The following is a 17463-nucleotide window of genomic DNA, read 5'->3' as shown; positions in this document are numbered from 1 at the left end:
AAACGAGTGATGGAACCCTCTCTGCTAAACCTGCGACGCGCATCAATCGAACATCTTCGTAGCACTATGGCACCCAAAGACTTGGACCTCAGTGACTTCATGGCCAATCTCCGAGCCCAACACTGCGCAATCGAGCCCCGTGATGCAATTTTTGCCGACCTCGTGCACGCGCAAAAAATGAGCTTGTTGTCGCCGCAAGCGGATGACGACAAGGAGAGAAAGATTCTCTTCGTCGTGGGAGGCAGCGATGCGGGAAAATCCAAAATGATCAAACACGCGATCGCTACCGATCCAGCGTTTGCACTGCGTCACGACGAGTACGGCAGGCCAGTCAACCCGATCGTGAGAATTCGCGCCCCCAATCCATGTTCGCTCCGCAACATTGGCATATTGCTGCTGGAGGCTGTTGGCTATCCAATCAGGAGCGATGCGAAAGAAACGTATGTGTGGCCATTGGTTCCAGGGCAACTCGCGCGGCGCGGAGTCATGTTCGTCGTGATCGAGGAAGCTCAGCGTGTCATGAAGCTCGACGATTGGTACGAACAGAGTAAGGTCTGGGATACGTTGATCAACCTTGTGGACAACGAGCACTGGCCCGTCAGACTTATTCTGGCTGGCATGCCCATCCTGGAGAAATTACGAGAGGCCGAGGAGCAGATCCAAAACCGCTCTAAGATCCAAAAACTGATGCCAATTCCAGCTACAAAATATCCAATTGTCAGCACCTGGATCAAGACCATCATCTCCGAACACGCAGGATTAGAATTGCGAAATCTTCCGGTCGACGACGTCAGCAAGCGTCTCATTCACGCTAGCGAAGGAAATACCGGAGCAATATTCAAGCTGATTATGTCATCGGTCGAGCTTGTTATGTCATTGGGCGACCGCAAAACCGTTACAACGATCGATTTCGCGCAGGCTTATCACAACGCGACCGGCTGCTCGATCGACACAAACATCTTTGAACAGAGCAATTGGAAAAACTTGCCGAGCGGTGCCGCCAAAACCAAGAATCCTAAGAAAGATCTCCAAAACGTCGCCGGAAAGGCAAGGAAGGCGGGAGATCGGCCCCGGTGAGAAGGTTGATGCTGACGGTACCCTTTTATGAAGACGAAACCATCACCAGTTTCGTCTCGCGGCTCGCGATCGCGAATTTCGTAGAGGACGTTTGGGAATTCTGCCGTCATATGGGGCTCAGCTATCGTCGGATCATCGACGGCGAGCTGTCAGAAATTCGAAGGGTCCTAGATCTGGCAGGGCATACGTCGATCGAAATCGGCAGCAGACACGTCGAGCGCATCGACAGGCACGTGCAAATCAATGGCGAAGCTCTCTCCAGAGCCTCCTTTCATCGATATCGTCTTCGATACTGTCCCCACTGTATCGAAGACGATATCAAAACGCGCACGGGCGATCCTCTGTGCAGGACCTATGGTCGCCTTCATTGGTGTGTCATCCACGTCCGCACCTGCTCAAAGCACCATGTACCACTCCTTCAAACGGACATCTCAGCTCTAGCTGGTTCTCACAATATTGCGGCGATGATTGCCGCTAGGCCTTCTGCCACCTTTCAGAACGAACCACAGCAGTTCAGTCCCTTCGAGGCCTACATTGAAGACCGGTTATGGGGCCGATCGGAGCGGAAGTCTTGGCTCGATCGGCTACCATTGTTTGTGGCCGGGAAACTGTGCGAAATGGTCGGGGCGACTAAGCTATTCGGCAAGAGCTACTTTGCCGAAGAAATCAGTGAAATTGATTGGATCAAGTGCGCGCAGACCGGGTTCGAGATCCTCTCTCCGGGTGAAGATTCATTCCGCGATTTTTTGCGGTCCCTCCATATCGATTTTTGGAAACAAGAGAGTAGCTTTGGCGGCCGTCTGCTCTACGGCAGACTGTACGAACGACTGGCATTTGAAATCGACGACGCCGCCTACGACGGCATCCGCGATATTATGCGGGATGTCGCTTTGTCGTCAGTCCCCTTTGCAATTGGAGCCGAGCTTTTCGGCCCCGTAACGGTGCGCCGATTACATTCGATCCACTCCGCCTCACGCCAATATGGCATCCACGCGGCGACCGTCAGAAAGCTCCTTGTCAAAGCGGGATTATTGGACGCGAACCAATCTATTGCGACGGACAGTCGCACCGTTTTTGCTGCAGCGCGGGTGGACGAATTGATGGAGGATTTTACATCGAGCATGAAGCCAGCTGCAGCGCGAGAGTATCTTTCCACGGGGCGAACACTCTGGCGAACCTTGGCCAGAGGGAACTATGTTGAGCTGGCACTAGCAAGCGGACCAGACGTCAGCTTGACCCCATTCTATTTCAAAAGGGATCTGGATGGTTTTCTAGATCGAGCTACCAAATGCGTGACAAGAGAGTTCAATCAGGAGGCCGGATACCTCACATTTGCAGAAGCGGTTAAGGCGGCGAACTGTCGCTTCGAGGAAATCCTCGATCTCATGCTAGGCGGCAGTTTGAAAAACGTGTCAACTAACCCTGGCAAAATGGGCCTTGACGCCTTTCGATTTGATGTTGAGGAAATCCGTCGTCTCACAATGCTGCCAGATCATGGCGGCCTCAGTCTTTCGGATGCGGAGAAAAGATTAAGGTTGGCGCGACCTGTATTGGCGGCGCTGATCGACCAAGGCTTCATAGAGGCTGAGCATGCGATCAACCCGGTCAACAGATGCCTCCAACGCATCGTCCGGCCGGAAGTCGCTGACAGGTTTGCCGCTGAGTACGTGACACTGATTGCCTACGCCAAAGAGCGGCAACGTCATTTCGCGGGCATGAAGAGAGATCTGACCGCCGCTGGTATCCTGCCAGTGATAACCAAAGAGAGCGTTGGCAGTACGTTTTACCGTCGCGCTGAATTGCCTTAGTTGACGCCCGTTTCATTTTCAAACCAACCCGGCCGTCAGCCGGTTTTTTTTGGCATCTTCAGGAAAAGTATTTTGGATGAAGGAGAACAATTTTGGAAAAGATGGTGGGACTGGCTTTCAAAAGCAGCCGCCCAGGGAAAAGTAGATTTGGACGCGACAGATTGAAACTGTAGACATTGGAAAGCCCCGAAGCTCTCGCTTTCGGGGCTTTTAATTCGACTGAATTAGATCCATTCCGAGGGGAAATCGATAATCCAAGAAGAGGAGTTACGGTAACGCTCCCGATCCTTTTGCCGTCCCGTCGATGACCGGGCAAGATGGCGGCATCGGTCGATCAAACAATACCGCGATGCCGCAATCCGATGTGAACATCGCTTCCTCGTCATGTCCGACGCCGGGCACCTCTACGACCTTCTGGTTGAGGTCGGACGGATGCCGCTTTTCCATATAGTCGAAATAGGTCAGCCCGCGTGCAAGCCGGTAAGGGCCTTGCGCCATCGCGGCGCAGGAGCGGTCGATGAAATGGGTGTACGGGTTGGTGTCGGCCTCACCCAGCAGGTAGATAACGTTCCGCGCGGCATATGCGGCCTCCATATCCCTGGGATTTTGCGAGGACACATATTGCGGTGCGGACGTCAGCCCGTATCGCCATTGCGTCGCCTTCGGGCATGAAGCCAAACCGCCGGATTGATCCGGTGCGGCCGGCCGCTCGTTGTCGAAATACAAATAGCTCGATGGATTGGCGACCAGGTAGCGAACGGAGACGCCGTCGCTCGCCAAGGTTTCCGCCTCCCGTCCGACCACCGCATAGCGCTGCACCAGTTGAGCGCCCGCCGAATGACCCATTACGACGACAGACTTCAGCGAAGGATACAAGCGGCGATCCGCGAAATGCTGAAGCAAGGCATCAAGCGCAGAAAAGGAGCTAATCGGCGCGGCTTGGCGTGCCGGCTCACCGCTCTTCCAGCCGCTCTGCGTCCAGGCCAGGGTCTGGGCGGACAGCGAGAAAGCTTTGGCATCGGATCTTATCAGGAACTGAGGTGCGACAACCATGGTTCCCTTCGCCAAATCACCTGCTTTTGCGAGCAGCCTCTGGCCGGCGGCATAGTAGGCATCGGCGTTTCGAAGCGTGCCGTGGATCACGATCAGCACTTTCGTCACGTCGGGTGCTGCCGCATCAATCGCATGATCCGCGTAGAGGGGCATTTCCCCTTTCCCCTCCGCTGTATCGATCAGCAGGCGTTGATCCGCGACCTGCTTGACCGGTTCATGGAGCCGCGCATGTTGAGAGGCTGCGTTGGCAGGCCATGCCTCACTCGATATGCCGGTTGCAAACAATGCTGCCATTGACAGTAGGATACAGGCCCTGGTCCGGATGCTTCCCAGAATGTCCATTTGCAAAAACTCGGCTGAGGAAAGTGCACGATCGACTATCTCGACTTTTCGTCGGCCTGAAGACGGCCGGCCCTTCAATCAAGCACCTGTGAATGGCTGCTCCGGACCTCAGAAATCGCCAGCCATGAACACCGATCTGCAACGGATATCATTCTCCTTCCCAAAAAGCTGCGACAGAGCGCACGACCCGTGGCATAAGGCGCCAAAACTTTCTTCGGGCCTCGCGTAGACATGATTCGTATCGAAAACATCAGCAAGCAGAACAGCCATCGCATCCTCTTCATCGAGGCGTCCGCGGCGCTCAACAGGGGTGAAAGCGTCGGGCTCGTCGGTCCCAACGGGGCCGGCAAGACGACGCTTTTCCGGATGATCACGGGACAGGAGCTGCCCGATGAGGGGCAGGTTTCCGTCGATAAGGGCGTCACCATCGGCTACTTCAATCAGGACGTTGGCGAAATGGCGGGCCGCAGTGCCGTCTCCGAAGTGATGGAAGGCGCAGGCCCCGTCAGTGCGGTTGCCGCCGAGCTGCGCGAGCTGGAAGCCGCCATGGTCGATCCGGACCAGGCCGACAAGATGGACGAGATCATCGAGCGCTATGGCGAAGTGCAGGCACGCTACGAGGAGCTGGACGGCTATGCGCTCGAAGGACGCGCTCGCGAAGTCCTGGCGGGCCTCAGCTTCAGCCAGGAGATGATGGACGGCGACGTCGGCGCGCTGTCGGGCGGCTGGAAGATGCGCGTGGCGCTCGCCCGCATTCTCCTGATGCGCCCCGATGTCATGCTTCTCGACGAGCCGAGCAACCATCTGGATCTGGAAAGCCTCATCTGGCTGGAAGAATTCCTGAAGGGTTATGAGGGCGCGCTACTGATGACGTCGCACGATCGCGAGTTCATGAACCGCATCGTCACCAAGATCATCGAGATCGACGCCGGCTCATTGAGCAGCTATTCGGGCGACTACGCATTCTACGAACAGCAGCGGGCGCAGAACGAAAAGCAGCAGCAGGCCCAGTTCGAGCGCCAGCAGGCGATGCTGGCCAAGGAAATCAAATTCATCGAACGCTTCAAGGCACGCGCCTCGCATGCCTCGCAGGTGCAGAGCCGCGTCAAGAAGCTGGAGAAGATCGATCGTGTCGAGCCGCCGAAACGGCGTCAGACCGTCGCCTTCGAATTCCAGCCGGCACCGCGCTCTGGCGAAGACGTGGTCAACCTGAAGAGCGTTCACAAGAAGTACGGCAGTCGCGTCATCTATGAAGGACTGGACTTCATGGTGCGGCGCAGGGAGCGCTGGTGCATCATGGGCATCAACGGCGCCGGCAAGTCCACCCTGCTGAAGCTGGTCGCGGGCTCGACGCAGCCGGACGAAGGCAGCGTCGCTTTGGGCGCCAGTGTGAAGATGGGATATTTTGCCCAGCACGCCATGGACTTGCTGGACGGCGAACGCACCGTCTTCCAGCAGCTCGAACACGAGTTCCCGCAGGCGGGACAGGGCTCCTTGCGCGCGCTGGCGGGATGCTTCGGTTTCTCCGGCGATGATGTCGAGAAGAAGTGCCGGGTGCTGTCGGGCGGCGAAAAGGCGCGGCTTGTCATGGCAATGATGCTCTTCGACCCGCCGAATTTCCTCGTGCTGGACGAGCCCACGAACCATCTGGACCTCGATACGAAGGAAATGCTGATCCAGGCCCTGTCGCAATATGAAGGCACCATGCTGTTCGTCTCGCACGACCGGCATTTCCTGGCCGCTTTGTCCAACCGCGTGCTGGAATTGACGCCCGAGGGCATTCACCAATATGGCGGCGGCTACACCGAATATGTGGCGCGCACGGGCCATGAGGCTCCGGGCCTGCGGAGTTAAGCCGCGTCTGGCTGGGACACGTAGCTAGCGTATGCTGATGGGAACCGCCGTTGCATCATTGATCACGGCAACGGGCGTGGTCCTGCCGCGTACCCGGATTTCGATGCGCCGGCGGGATTCCACGGAACCCGCCTGCCCTGCCGTGATCGTATCGCCGGGCAGGATCAGTTGCGCGGCCGACATCGGCAAGATGGTGACGTTCTTCAGCTTCGGATTGGCCTTGAGGACATTGGCCACAGCGATGGCGCGCGCAAGTCCCAGCCCGGCATTATCAGCCGGCTCGACTGCCGATATCGGCAATTTGCCATCCATCGCCCCGATCAGCGTATCGTCGAGATTCGAGCTTCCCCGCGATACCCGCTGTTCGTCCGTGTGGCCGATCACCTCGACAATGTCAGCGTCATAGAGGCTCAAGTTGCTGGCAATCTCATTCGAGATCGTGGTGTCGAGCATCCGTTCAAAAGTCTTGGTCAATTCGGCGCTGCCCGACTGGAAATAGTTCTTCTTGGCGTCGTCGAGATTGATGATCGGCGGCCAATCATGGGCCCCCTTTCCAGAACGCTCGCCTGCCAAAAGCTTGGCTACCGTGTCGGGCGCCTTGGAAAGATCGACGCCATGCTGCTTCAGCACTTCCGCGAGTTTGGCAAGCTCCTGCAGATCCTCCGGCTTCGTGCCATCAGCGCCCATGCTGTCCAGCGTGTCGCGCGCGACCACCAATTCACGCCATTCCTTTTCCAGCGTTGCGCGGTCCGCCGCCGAGAGATCGCCGGAAATCAGCTTCGATTGCAATTGCACGATGCGCGCCGCCTGTTCGGACTGCCTCTTTTCCAGGAGCACGAGCCGTTGCTCGGCGTCTTTCAGTTTCCGCTCGGTCTCGTAGCGATGATTCCTCTCCGCCGAAATCATCGCCGCTGCCACCAGAAGCAGGCAGAAGACCAGCAGCAGCATGGATTCGGCCATGGTCAGGCCGAGGATGAGGCCACGATTATAGCCCTTGTGTTCCAGCTTCGGCGTGGTGTCCGAGACGCGCATCACCATAGATACCACCGGCGTTTGCGTCGCACCTTATCGGCCGGCGGTTCGTTTTCATTGGCCGAGAGGACCGTGACAGGCTCGGAGAGCACTTCATCGTCCACGGATGCAACCGGATGATCTGACGGTTTTTCCGCCTGCAGATCGAGCGGTTTGGGCTCAGGCGGCAGCGATCGGCCCGGCATATCGGCCATACGGCTCAGTGTCTGTTCGATATTTTTCAGTGGCTGCAATTGCGCCTCAGCCATCTCCTTGATGGCAGCGATCGCCGGCGCCAACTGGGCGCGGACGACATCCTCAGGCGAATGAATCTCCTCAAGTTTCTTGCCGACGGTTTCGACCGCCGTGCCGAATTTGTCGATGATCTCGGCGAGTTGCGACGTCGTTTCCGTCAGTTGCGCGGCCGCCTCGTTGATGGGTTTGACCGCCTGCTTCGCCAAGACCTCCAGGATCTTCTGAATTTCCTCGCCGTTGCGTTCCGCCTGGCGCGCGATCTCCTCGAAACCTTCCGACAGCATCTGATTGCTGACGCGCCGGTAGTGAGAAAATTCACGTGACGACGAATCCAGCTCCGTGCGCACGCGCCGCGTCATTTCGGCCAGTTCGTGGCGGACGCTGCGCTCTATGTCGATCGGATCGCGCCGCATTTGGTTGAAGAGAATACGCAGCGTCACGCCGGCGATGGTCGAGGTGACGGCGATACCGAAATTGCGGACGATCGTCTCGATCGAGGTCTCGCCGGCAAAGAGGTAGAGCGATACGCCGAGGCTCGACAGGGTGAACAGAAATCCCATGTAGTAGAGATTGTCGCCCGCCTGCTCGTTGTGCAGGCGAAATCCGGCGAAAGCCAGCGAGACCACGAAATAGACCGCCATCAACAGCAGCGGCACGCCGGTGACGATCGGCAGCGGCCAGCCCAGAAGCTTGGACGTCCAGATGAAGATCATGCCGCCGACGGTGACCAGCGCGAAGAGGACCATCGGCCCGTAGTCGCGCATGGCTAGCCTCGCCTCAACATCGGCCATCAGCGTATCCCCTCCAATCGGATGAAGCCGTCGAAATCGCCATTATTGCCCTTGATCCACTGCGCCCAGAAATTTGCCAGATCCTCCATACTGAACTTCATGTTCGGCCTTTGAAAGGCGAGGATCTTGATCATGACACCATCCAGTGACGTCCGGAATTTATTCCGCGCGGGGCTCTGCTGGAATTTCTGGTAGGAGGCGCCGTCGCGATAGTTCGAGAAGGCGTCGGTATGCTCGATCATGTCGGAGGCGATGTAGAGATGTTTCGGAATGCCGCCGGCAGCGCTCGCAAAGACCTCCAGATTGATCTTCTGGATGCCGGCCATGATCGGCGATTGCTTGCCGGCCTCGCCGACGCTCAGCTTGCCGGCGATATCGGCAAGCGGCTTTGCGAAGCCTTTTTCCCAACGCGCCTGCGCCAGGCGCGGATTGCTGGTCCACTCGTCGACATTGGCGCCGCTTCCAGGGTTGCAGCCATGGAAGGTCTGGATAAGCTCGCCCTCCTTCTCCGTCAGCGCATAAATGTCGATTGCGCCGCCGACGGGCACATCGGCCACGATCTTCTGGAACTGATTGCGCAGGTCGAGCGCCGTCGTGTCCGAGATCGGATCGGTGACGTCGAGCAGGATCGCCGTTTCCGCCTTCGGTCCATCCACCGGGCAGAGCGAAGCCTGGTCGACCGCGACATTGCCGCTCGCCTTGTAGCGCAGCCAGCCATAGGCGCCGACAATACCGAGGGACAGAACGGCGAGGCAAACCGTCGCCATGATAAGACCGGCCGAGCTGCCACCTCGGCTACGCCGCTTGCGTCGTGCCAATGATGCTCTCCGGGAAAAGATTATCGAGCTTGTGGTATTTCTCGATGGCGCTTTCGAATTCGTCGCCGATTCGCTTGATCTGCTGGGTCAGCTCGGCCTGCGCGCTCTGAATGCGCTCGCCAAGCACTTTGTCGTCCCATTCCTCTCCGGTCTGCAGAACGGGCATCAGGCGCTCAAGCTGATAGCCGGATGAGAAATAGGCCGGCTCCGGCTCCGTGCGCGTGCCTCGGTTGGCCTCGCGATAGACGGTCAGAAGCGTGTTGGCGGTGCGCTCGAGATGATTTTGATGTTCGATGAAGAGGCCGGCCGTTCGGGCGCGATGGGCGATGATGGCGGCGGTCTCCTGCCGGCGCATGCTGAGATCGCGGATGATCTCTTCGATCTTGCCATTGTGTTCATCGCGGATATCCCGAAGATCGTCGATCAGATCGAGCTTGCGGTCGATGTAGTTACTTCTCGCCGCATCGAGGCGTTTCTGCACGCCGGCAAAGCCTGGATAGGGATCTGTCAGGTAACAGCCGTCTATGAAGGCGAAGAGCGAGAACATCAGGCCGACGGCAAACAGCATCCAGGAATTCAGCTCCTGCAGACCCAGCGGCGCGGCCTTCAGCCGTTGCATTACCTCGGCTCCGGCACCGGTCAGAATGGTTGCCGACACTTCGCGGTAATGCGCCAGTGCGATGTTGATCGCGAGCGCTACGGCGACATAGGCGACTAGGCCAAACAGACCGAGCAGCTTCAGGAAAAACGAACGATGCACGAGGAAGCGAACGCAGAAGAAGGAAAACATCAGTGCCGAGCCGATGTTCACAAAGGCGAAGGCGGCCGCTTCCGTGACGCCGCCGACAATCCCCTGCTCGCTTCCCTTGGCGAGGAAGCTGCCGTTCATCACCATCTCGATGAGGACGAGGAAGACGATCAGCGCGACCTTGAAGCCCCAGGCCGCCTTGCTGGAGACCTTCGCCGCGCGCTGCAGCCTGTGCCGGGACTTGAAGTCCACCATCTCGTCCTCGGCAGTCTTCAAATTGCGGCGCAGGCCATGCAGCTCGTCGACGCCGCTTGCGACCTCCGCCTTGAAATCTGAAACGCTGGACGCATTCGCCTGCCGGATCAGTCCGAATTGGCCTTCGAAATCGAGATTGCGCAAGCGGCTGTCGAAGGTCTGGAACTGATCTTCGAGGACCTGATAAGAGCTTTTCTTCTCCGCCTCGACCCAAGCGATGATACGCTGCTCGGTTTCATCGAGGGACTGAGCGCTTTGCCCCGGCCGGTTGAGACTGCCGTTGGCCGCGCCCTGCTCCTTCAGGCTAAGCGTCGTGCCCAGCTTCTCGACATCGACAACGGGAAACACATCGGTAGAGGCCCGAAAATCATGGCTGGTCTCCCGAGCAGTCTCCCAGATGCGGTTTAAGGCTTCGAAACGCAATGATCTTCCTCGGCGACATGATCAACTTTAAAAGGACCACCGACAAACCGATACCGCACTGGTTGTTTCTGGTCCAGCATTCCCGCCGACGTTAAAATGCGATTGTGGTAAAGAATAGCCCGAACAGACAATGCCGGGCTTGAAGACGATATTGGTTTCATCAGGATATGGTATTGGGCTGATCCAGGTTGGCTCTTTGCCGGCTGAGCTGCGGTTCAAGGCCGCAGAATTGCGATTACCTCAATAAACAGCTCGCCAAATCATGGCGGTGACCTAACTTGCTCCGATCGGTATAGCCCCGGAGATCAAGGCCATGGCATCCCCTTCCCTCAAAACTATCTGCGTCTATGGCGCAGGTGCGCTCGGCGGTGCAATTGCGGCGAAACTGGCTTTGGGATTGAGGGGGCAGGCAACTGTTTCTGTCGTGGCGCGCGGCGGGCATTTGGAAGGCATTCGTGCGGATGGCTTGCGGGTCTGGGAGGCCCAGGCAGAGAGCCCGCTCGTGGCACAGGTGACCGCAACCGACGATCCGGCGGAACTGCCGCCACAGGACCTGGTGATAACGGGGCTGAAGGGCCACCAGCTCGGCGCGGCAGCCCCTGGACTTGCCAGGCTCCTGCATGCCGGGACGCGCGTCGTAATGGTCCTGAACGGCATACCCTGGTGGTATTTTCATCGGGATCGGCTAAGCGGTCATGCCGAGCGGCAGATGGAGGAGCTCGATCCGAATGGCGATCTCTGGCGGTTGATCGGGCCTGAGCGCGTTATCGGCTGCGTCGCCTATCAAGGCGCCGAGGTCATCAATCCCGGCGAGATCAAGCTCAGCAACAACGGCCATTTCGTTCTCGGAGAGCCCTCTGGCGAGGCGACTGGCGACATCGAAGCGATCGCAGCTCTCTTGAAGCAAGGCGGGATCAATGCCTCGGTCTCGCCGCGCATTCGCGACGAGATCTGGAGCAAGCTGATGGGCAATGCCGCCTTCAATCCGATCAGCGCCCTGACACGGGCGCTGATGTCCGACATCATGGGCAATCCGGCTCTGTCGGTCATGGTCGGCCAGGTGATGAACGAGGTGCAGGCGGTTGCGGAAGCCCTGGGTGCGCGTCTGGCGATTTCCGTCGAAGAACGTCTCGAACGCTCCCGCCAGATCGGCCCGGTACGCACGTCTATGTTGCAGGATCTACTGGCCGGCAAGGCGCTGGAAATCACGCCGCTGGTCGGCATGGTCGTCTCGCTTGGCAAGCTCACCGGTGTCGCGACGCCGACCTCGGCGACAATCCTGGCGCTGGTGACGGAGTTGGAGCGGCAGAACTTGCGGGCGGCGGGATAAGCCTGCCACTCCCTCCGCGCGGTTCGGTGCATTGCTCCCGCCATTTAGAACGGTGGCGCGGTTCGCACCACGTCAGCGTCTTTATATCTCGCCTATATCTTCGCCTTCTGCCTCGAATGGATTTCCTATGCTGCTCGGCGCTACCCTCGGGATCGAATGCAGAGGTAGACGCTATGCTCGATACACATTCCCCCAATCTCACCGAGGCCATCCGTTCTCTTGTGCGCGACAGCCGCGAAAGACGCCATCCCATCACTGCTTCTGCCCCCGTCGGCAAAGCCCAACCGAAGCGGCGGCTTCGCAACCGGCAGGTTCGCGAAAGGCGCACTTTCTATGCGATGTTCGCCTTCGGGCTATTGCTAAGCGGCCTCGAGCTTTTCATCGTGCTGCATGCTCTCTGAGCGGCCAAAGAGATGATGAGACCGGCCTTGCAAAGGCGCATCGGCGGCGCGATCACGGCACTCGTCACGCCATTTCGCGGCGGTGCGATCGATACCGTCGGCCTGATGGCGCATGTGGAATGGCAATTGCTAAGCGGCATCGACGGTTTGCTTGCCTGCTCTTTGACCGGTGAAGGACCTGCGCTAACCGAAGCAGAGCGGGTGCGGATCATCGAGATCTGCGTCGAGCTGGCGGAGGGCAAGGTCCCCGTCATCGTCGCCACCGGTACCAATGACACGGCGGCGACGATCAAGGAGACGCGGCAAGCCCAGAAACTCGGCGCCGACGCCGCTTTCGTCACTCTTCCCTATTATTCCAAGCCAAGCCAGAAGGGCGTAGTCCATCACTTCGAGCAGTTGGCGGGCAGCACCGATCTGCCGCTGATCATCCATAACCTGCCTGCCCATACCGCCATCGACCTGATGCCGGCGACAATCGCGCGGCTGGCGGAAATCCCGACCATCATCGGCATTGCCGACGGCAGCGGCGACGTCGCCCGCGTCGGCGCATGGCGTGCTTTGCTGCCGGAAAGGATCGCGCTCTATTCGGCCCATGATGCGAGCGCCCTCGCCTTCACCATGGCCGGCGGACGCGGTTCGTTTTCAAGCGCCGCCAACATCGCGCCGCGGCTTTTCCATTCCATGCAGCTATCGGCCGGATGCGACCATATGGCGGCGGCACGGCTGATCGACGATCGGTTTCGGTTGTTGTTCAAGGCGCTTGCGCGCGAACCCGAACCGGCGACGGTAAAGCATGCCCTTTCTCTGATGCGGCACATGAGCCCGGACGTGCGCCTGCCGCTAACCGGCGTCGAGACCGAGACGGATACGGTGATCCAGGCGACGATGGCGTTACTTCAAGCTGGCTGCCATAGACACGCGCCCTCGCCGCTGACTTTCCGCCTGGGATTATAAAAACGCTCTATCCCTATGAGATTTTTATATTTTAGCCTTTCCTGCCAAATGGAAATCATACCCGATCACTCATAGTTTATTTGCATGGCGCTTGCGTCGTTCAAAATCGACCGTAGCGCCAGTGACACTTGGAAAGGAACTATGATGTCACGCTACATGCAATACGGCACTGCTGCCGACCCGCTCCAACGCCCTCGTACCGCTGCCCTCGGAGGCGCCAAGCGTCCGACCCCTTCGCATGCGCTGCTAAACGGCCTGCGCGCCATCGCGCCGCGCCTGGCGTTCGTCTTCTTCGCCGCTGCCATCATCCAGATGCTGGTGCACTGGGCCGGCAATTGAGCACACGAAGCCATCTACGAGGGAAAACACATGGCAGACACACAGCATATTCAACGCCGCTCGGCTCACATCGCAGCCTCGCCGGCCCCCGCCCGCTTCACAGTCGGCCGCGACCGGCGCGGCGCCTGGATCGTCCAGGACCGGCAAGGTCTCGTCGGCGGGCTCTTCACCAACGAAGCGGCCGCAGTGCACTTTGCCGCCGAAGAGTGCAATCATAATCCCGCCGATATCTGCCTCGCACCCGAAGGCTCGGTGCTCGATCTCGACGGCTTCGCAACGCCATTTCCAAACCTGCATTAAGGCGTAGCAATTCGAACAGCCTTCGACCGTCCCAGATGCACCCGGCCCAACGCTTCCTTAACCCACGCTTGGGTAGAATATCGGCCGGGTGTCACCAGAGTAAAAGAGCAATGTCGAAGCCTGCCTTCCGTTACAGCCACTATGATCTCAACGAGCAGCGCGCCGGAACCGTGATCGAAATCACGCTGTCGGCCATCGCCAATGTCCGGTTGATGAACAGCTCGAATTTCGAGCGCTTTACGGAAACTCTGAAGCACCAGTTCCTTGGCGGCGTCGCCAAGAAATCGCCCATCCGGCTGTCCATTCCCGAGTCGGGCCATTGGCATCTGGTGGTCGATATGGAAGGCCATAACGGCATGGCGGAATCGAGCGTCAAGATGATCGACAAGGCCCCCGCGCCGCGCATACAGAAGGCCGCCTCGGAAAACATCACCGCTCGGTGATATCGGATCTACTCTTCACCACGCTCCTTGCGCAGCTTTGCCCACCAATCCAGCCGCTTGCGGATTTCGCGCTCGAAACCACGCTCGGGCGGATCATAGAAGGTCTGACGGCCCATTTTCTCCGGAAAATAATTCTGGCCTGAAAAAGCATCGGGCTCGTCGTGATCATAGCGATAACCGTCGCCGTAACCCTCCGTGCGCATCAGCTTCGTCGGCGCATTGAGGATATGCTTGGGCGGCAGCAGCGAGCCGTTCTGCTTGGCAGCCTGTGTGGCAGCCTTGAAGGCGGTATAGACGGCGTTCGACTTCGGGGCGGTGGCGAGATAGACGCAGGCTTCCGCCAGCGCCAATTCACCTTCCGGCGACCCCAGATAGTCATAGGCGTCCTTGGCAGCGTTGCAGATGACCAGCGCCTGCGGATCGGCAAGGCCGATATCCTCCACCGCCATGCGCACCAGCCGCCTTCCAAGATATAGCGGGTCTTCGCCGGCATCGAACATGCGAGCGAGATAGTAGAGCGCCGCGTCGGGGTCAGAGCCGCGCACCGACTTATGCAGAGCCGAAATCAGATTGTAGTGGCCGTCCTGCGCCTTGTCGTAGACCGGCGCACGGCGCTGCACGATTTTGACCAGCGCATCGGGATCGAAGAGCTCGTCCTTGCGCGCGGCGCGCCAGACTTCTTCGGCGAGCGTCAGCACGGAGCGGCCATCGCCATCGGCCATGCGGATGAGGCTGGCGCGAGCATCCTCGGTCAAGGGCAGCGGCCGGCCCTCCGCCGTCTCGGCGCGGCGCAGCAACTCCTCCAGGCTTTCCTCGTCATGCGGGCGAAATGTCAGGACGCGCGCGCGGGACAGGAGAGCGGCATTCAGCTCGAAAGACGGGTTCTCGGTGGTCGCGCCGACCAGAATGACGGTACCGTCCTCCATGACGGGCAGGAAGCTATCCTGCTGGGCGCGGTTGAAGCGATGGATCTCGTCGACGAAGAGCAGCGTCTGGCGGCCATCCATGCGGCGCAGACGCGCGGTTTCGAACACCTTCTTCAGATCGGCAACGCCGGAGAAGATTGCCGATATCTGCTCGAAGGCAAGGCCCGCCTCGCCCGATAGCAGCCGCGCCACCGTCGTCTTGCCGGTGCCGGGCGGCCCCCAGAAGATCATCGAGCCGAGCGAGCCGGAGTCGATCATCCGCCGCAGCGCGCCGTCCTCGCCCGTCAGATGTGGCTGGCCGGTGATATCGGCCAAGGTTTGCGGCCGCAGACGATCGGCAAGAGGCCGCCTCTTGGCGACCTCCTCCGGTATCCTTGGTGCAAACAGATCGTCACTCATCGGAAGAACTGCCGGATGCGTTGGCCGTCACGCTCGATTTCGACGCGCCAGAAGCTCGGACTGCCAGTAACGGCCTGCTGCAGCACGTCCGTCGAGGTGATCGCGACGCCATTGACGGAAACGACGATATCCTTCGGCGCAAAGCCAAGGCGCTCGGCCGGCGAATCCGCCTTCAGGTTCTCGACGACGACACCGTTCGTATCCGCCGGCAGGTGCAGTTCATCGGCGACGCGCGGCGAGAGGTTGGCGACGGTCGCACCCGAGAAGGGATTGTTGCCCTGGATCAGCTTCTCGTTCCGCGGCGTGGATTCCGGTGCCGCGGCAAGCGTCATGCTCTCCTGATGCTCTTTGCCATTGTCGAGAACGGTCAAAGCAACGGTGGCGCCGAGGCCGGCCGTCGTCAGGCGATAGCCAAGCGCGTCCGGATGCTCGACCGGGATATTGTTGATGGCCGTGACGACCTCGCCGGCCTTCAGGCCAGCCTTCGCTGCAGGCCCACCATCGACCACCTTGGTCACCAGCGCACCGCGCACCTTGTCCAGCCCGAGCGCTTCGGCAACGTCTGATGTCACCGGTTCGAAGGAAGCGCCGATATAGGGGCGATCGAAGGTCTTGTCGCCACGATCGGCGGCTGCGAGGAAAACCTTGACCAGATTGGCGGGGATGGCAAAGCCGATGCCATTCGAGCCCCCGCCCTGGGAAAAGATTGCGGTGTTGAGGCCGATCAGCTCGCCCGTCATGTTCGTCAAAGCGCCGCCGGAATTGCCAGGATTGATCGAAGCGTCAGTCTGGATGAAGAAACCGACTTGGTTCTTCACTTGGTTGCGGGCAAGCGCCGACACGATGCCGCTCGTCACCGTCTGGCCGACGCCGAAGGGATTGCCGATCGCCAGCACGAGATCGCCCACTTCGACGGCATCGGAATTGCCGATCGGCAGGACGGGGAAGTTCTGGTTCTTGGATTTGATCTTCAGAACGGCGAGATCGACCCGATCATCCTTCAGCACGACGTCGCAGGGAAATTCGCGGCCGTCCGACAGCGCGATCTTGATATCGTCAGCGCCGTCGACGACGTGATTGTTGGTGATGACCGTGCCATTCGCCTCGACGATCACGCCGGACCCTAGCGAAGACTGCTTCTCGGTGCGATTCGGCATGCGCTGGCCGAAGAACTGTTCGAAGAAGGGATCGCCAGCAAAGGGCGACTGCCGCTGCACCATCCGCTCGGCATAGACATTGACCACGGCGCCGGCCGTCTGCTTGACAAGCGGCGCAAACGAAAGCTGCATTTGCATCTGGCTCTGCGGCACAGACTTCGCAGTCTGCGCCTCGGCGGAAAGCGGCATCGTCATGATGAGGGCGATCATCGAAACGGCGGTGCGCTTCAGCAGGACCTGCATGGAATTTTCCTTCTTTAATGCTCTTGAAACAACGTTGTAGCGTCCGACGCTAGAAAGGAAAGAGGGCGGAAGCATGAAGTATAATTGGTCGCTTGCGCGCATGAAGAACAGGCGTTGTGAACAAAAACGCGTGATCGCGCATTTCGTTTCGGAAACCGGCAGATGGAGCAAAAGCATGCGATCAACCAGCCTTGCGGCAATCTTTCTCGTTACCTCTCTCACCGCGGCCAACACATCCCAGGCCGCGAGCTTCAATTGCGAGTCGCCGAACCTTCAGCCGGACGAGAAGACGATCTGCGATAACAGGGCGCTCAACGATGCCGACGTGAAGATGGTGACGACCTTCGACCTGCTCTCCGGCCTGCTGGCCATGGGCTCGCGCGGCACATTGCAGGACGAGCAGACAGCCTGGCTGAAGAAGCGGCAGGCCTGTGGCGCGGATGCCGCCTGCATCAAGGGCGCTTATGACGAGCGGCTGAAAGCGCTGGAGGAGACGTATAAGCGGATCAATCGGCCGCTATAAAGCATATGCCACC

General features: G+C 59.2%; 17 protein-coding genes. 10 read left to right on the top strand and 7 right to left on the bottom strand.

What is annotated here, in order from left to right; all coding sequences use genetic code 11:
• Nucleotides 1-9 precede the first annotated feature (9 nt).
• Both N2601_RS05650 and N2601_RS05645 read left to right on the top strand, forming a co-directional pair.
• Complete coding sequence (locus N2601_RS05650; protein ID WP_104822817.1) at nt 10-1077, top strand: ATP-binding protein; 1068 nt, start codon at nt 10-12, stop codon at nt 1075-1077.
• An 8-nt stretch (nt 1078-1085) separates the two neighbouring features.
• Entirely contained in the window at nt 1086-2885 is a 1800-nt protein-coding gene (locus tag N2601_RS05645; protein ID WP_104822816.1) for a TniQ family protein, read from the top strand.
• Between the two features lie 267 nt (nt 2886-3152).
• Here N2601_RS05645 and N2601_RS05640 read toward each other — a convergent pair whose 3' ends face one another.
• Nucleotides 3153-4358 carry an alpha/beta fold hydrolase gene (locus N2601_RS05640; protein WP_245463948.1) on the bottom strand — a complete coding sequence of 402 codons (1206 nt, stop codon included), beginning with the start codon at nt 4356-4358 and terminating at the stop codon, nt 3153-3155.
• A gap of 153 nt (nt 4359-4511) precedes the next feature.
• Between N2601_RS05640 and N2601_RS05635 the strand changes: the two genes are divergently transcribed.
• A complete protein-coding gene (locus tag N2601_RS05635; RefSeq protein WP_104822814.1) occupies nt 4512-6134 on the top strand; it encodes an ABC-F family ATP-binding cassette domain-containing protein in 1623 nt (540 codons plus the stop codon).
• Nucleotides 6135-6158: 24 nt separating this feature from the next.
• Here N2601_RS05635 and N2601_RS05630 read toward each other — a convergent pair whose 3' ends face one another.
• Genes N2601_RS05630 through N2601_RS05615 form a run of 4 tightly spaced genes read right to left on the bottom strand, consistent with a single transcriptional unit; the run spans nt 6159 to nt 10435 of the window.
• Entirely contained in the window at nt 6159-7172 is a 1014-nt protein-coding gene (locus N2601_RS05630) for an OmpA family protein (protein WP_104822813.1), read from the bottom strand.
• Nucleotides 7166-8191 carry a hypothetical protein gene (locus N2601_RS05625; RefSeq protein ID WP_104822812.1) on the bottom strand — a complete coding sequence of 342 codons (1026 nt, stop codon included), beginning with the start codon at nt 8189-8191 and terminating at the stop codon, nt 7166-7168. The genes N2601_RS05630 and N2601_RS05625 overlap by 7 nt, the downstream gene beginning before the upstream one ends.
• Complete coding sequence (locus tag N2601_RS05620) at nt 8191-9009, bottom strand: hypothetical protein (protein ID WP_104822811.1); 819 nt, start codon at nt 9007-9009, stop codon at nt 8191-8193. The genes N2601_RS05625 and N2601_RS05620 overlap by 1 nt, the downstream gene beginning before the upstream one ends.
• Nucleotides 8987-10435 carry a hypothetical protein gene (locus tag N2601_RS05615; RefSeq protein ID WP_104822810.1) on the bottom strand — a complete coding sequence of 483 codons (1449 nt, stop codon included), beginning with the start codon at nt 10433-10435 and terminating at the stop codon, nt 8987-8989. Before N2601_RS05615 ends, N2601_RS05620 begins: the two co-directional genes overlap by 23 nt.
• Before the next feature lie 313 nt (nt 10436-10748).
• Between N2601_RS05615 and N2601_RS05610 the strand changes: the two genes are divergently transcribed.
• The 6 genes from N2601_RS05610 (at nt 10749) to N2601_RS05585 (ending at nt 14202) form a co-directional block, all read left to right on the top strand.
• Nucleotides 10749-11765, top strand: coding sequence for a ketopantoate reductase family protein (locus N2601_RS05610; protein WP_104822809.1), 1017 nt, complete (start codon nt 10749-10751; stop codon nt 11763-11765).
• A 173-nt stretch (nt 11766-11938) separates the two neighbouring features.
• Nucleotides 11939-12166 (top strand): hypothetical protein, encoded by a 228-nt coding sequence (locus N2601_RS05605; RefSeq protein ID WP_104822808.1) that lies wholly within the window; start codon nt 11939-11941, stop codon nt 12164-12166.
• Between the two features lie 12 nt (nt 12167-12178).
• On the top strand, nt 12179-13120 hold the full coding sequence (gene dapA, locus N2601_RS05600) for a 4-hydroxy-tetrahydrodipicolinate synthase (protein WP_445944986.1): 942 nt from the start codon (nt 12179-12181) through the stop codon (nt 13118-13120).
• A 141-nt stretch (nt 13121-13261) separates the two neighbouring features.
• Nucleotides 13262-13459, top strand: coding sequence for a hypothetical protein (locus tag N2601_RS05595; RefSeq protein ID WP_104822806.1), 198 nt, complete (start codon nt 13262-13264; stop codon nt 13457-13459).
• A gap of 30 nt (nt 13460-13489) precedes the next feature.
• Nucleotides 13490-13759: a hypothetical protein gene (locus N2601_RS05590; protein WP_260303844.1), complete on the top strand. Its 270-nt coding sequence runs from the start codon at nt 13490-13492 to the stop codon at nt 13757-13759.
• 110 nt (nt 13760-13869) lie between these two features.
• Nucleotides 13870-14202 carry a DUF1883 domain-containing protein gene (locus N2601_RS05585; RefSeq protein WP_104822805.1) on the top strand — a complete coding sequence of 111 codons (333 nt, stop codon included), beginning with the start codon at nt 13870-13872 and terminating at the stop codon, nt 14200-14202.
• 8 nt (nt 14203-14210) lie between these two features.
• On the opposite strand, the gene N2601_RS05580 is transcribed toward N2601_RS05585, so the two are convergent.
• Together N2601_RS05580 and N2601_RS05575 are read right to left on the bottom strand one after the other, a co-directional pair.
• The gene (locus tag N2601_RS05580) at nt 14211-15527 is read right to left on the bottom strand and encodes a replication-associated recombination protein A (protein WP_260303843.1); all 1317 of its coding nucleotides are present in this window, start codon (nt 15525-15527) and stop codon (nt 14211-14213) included.
• On the bottom strand, nt 15524-16927 hold the full coding sequence (locus tag N2601_RS05575; RefSeq protein WP_104822803.1) for a DegQ family serine endoprotease: 1404 nt from the start codon (nt 16925-16927) through the stop codon (nt 15524-15526). Before N2601_RS05575 ends, N2601_RS05580 begins: the two co-directional genes overlap by 4 nt.
• A 175-nt stretch (nt 16928-17102) precedes the next feature.
• Here N2601_RS05575 and N2601_RS05570 point away from each other — a divergent pair, with 175 nt between their 5' ends.
• Complete coding sequence (locus N2601_RS05570; protein WP_104825068.1) at nt 17103-17450, top strand: lysozyme inhibitor LprI family protein; 348 nt, start codon at nt 17103-17105, stop codon at nt 17448-17450.
• The last annotated feature ends 13 nt before the right edge of the window (nt 17451-17463 follow it).

The sequence above is a fragment of the Rhizobium sp. CB3060 genome, from assembly GCF_025200735.1.
Lineage (GTDB): Bacteria > Pseudomonadota > Alphaproteobacteria > Rhizobiales > Rhizobiaceae > Rhizobium.
This window is presented reverse-complemented; position numbering and strand designations above follow the sequence as displayed.

Coding starts and splice junctions, on each gene's coding strand:
- N2601_RS05650 (WP_104822817.1), top strand. CDS start 10: ATGGAACCCTCTCTGCTAAACCTGCGACGCGCATCAATCGAACATCTT.
- N2601_RS05645 (WP_104822816.1), top strand. CDS start 1,086: ATGCTGACGGTACCCTTTTATGAAGACGAAACCATCACCAGTTTCGTC.
- N2601_RS05635 (WP_104822814.1), top strand. CDS start 4,512: ATGATTCGTATCGAAAACATCAGCAAGCAGAACAGCCATCGCATCCTC.
- N2601_RS05630 (WP_104822813.1), bottom strand. CDS start 7,172: ATGGTGATGCGCGTCTCGGACACCACGCCGAAGCTGGAACACAAGGGC.
- N2601_RS05625 (WP_104822812.1), bottom strand. CDS start 8,191: ATGGCCGATGTTGAGGCGAGGCTAGCCATGCGCGACTACGGGCCGATG.
- N2601_RS05610 (WP_104822809.1), top strand. CDS start 10,749: ATGGCATCCCCTTCCCTCAAAACTATCTGCGTCTATGGCGCAGGTGCG.
- N2601_RS05605 (WP_104822808.1), top strand. CDS start 11,939: ATGCTCGATACACATTCCCCCAATCTCACCGAGGCCATCCGTTCTCTT.
- dapA (WP_445944986.1), top strand. CDS start 12,179: ATGATGAGACCGGCCTTGCAAAGGCGCATCGGCGGCGCGATCACGGCA.
- N2601_RS05595 (WP_104822806.1), top strand. CDS start 13,262: ATGATGTCACGCTACATGCAATACGGCACTGCTGCCGACCCGCTCCAA.
- N2601_RS05590 (WP_260303844.1), top strand. CDS start 13,490: ATGGCAGACACACAGCATATTCAACGCCGCTCGGCTCACATCGCAGCC.
- N2601_RS05585 (WP_104822805.1), top strand. CDS start 13,870: ATGTCGAAGCCTGCCTTCCGTTACAGCCACTATGATCTCAACGAGCAG.
- N2601_RS05580 (WP_260303843.1), bottom strand. CDS start 15,527: ATGAGTGACGATCTGTTTGCACCAAGGATACCGGAGGAGGTCGCCAAG.
- N2601_RS05575 (WP_104822803.1), bottom strand. CDS start 16,927: ATGCAGGTCCTGCTGAAGCGCACCGCCGTTTCGATGATCGCCCTCATC.
- N2601_RS05570 (WP_104825068.1), top strand. CDS start 17,103: ATGCGATCAACCAGCCTTGCGGCAATCTTTCTCGTTACCTCTCTCACC.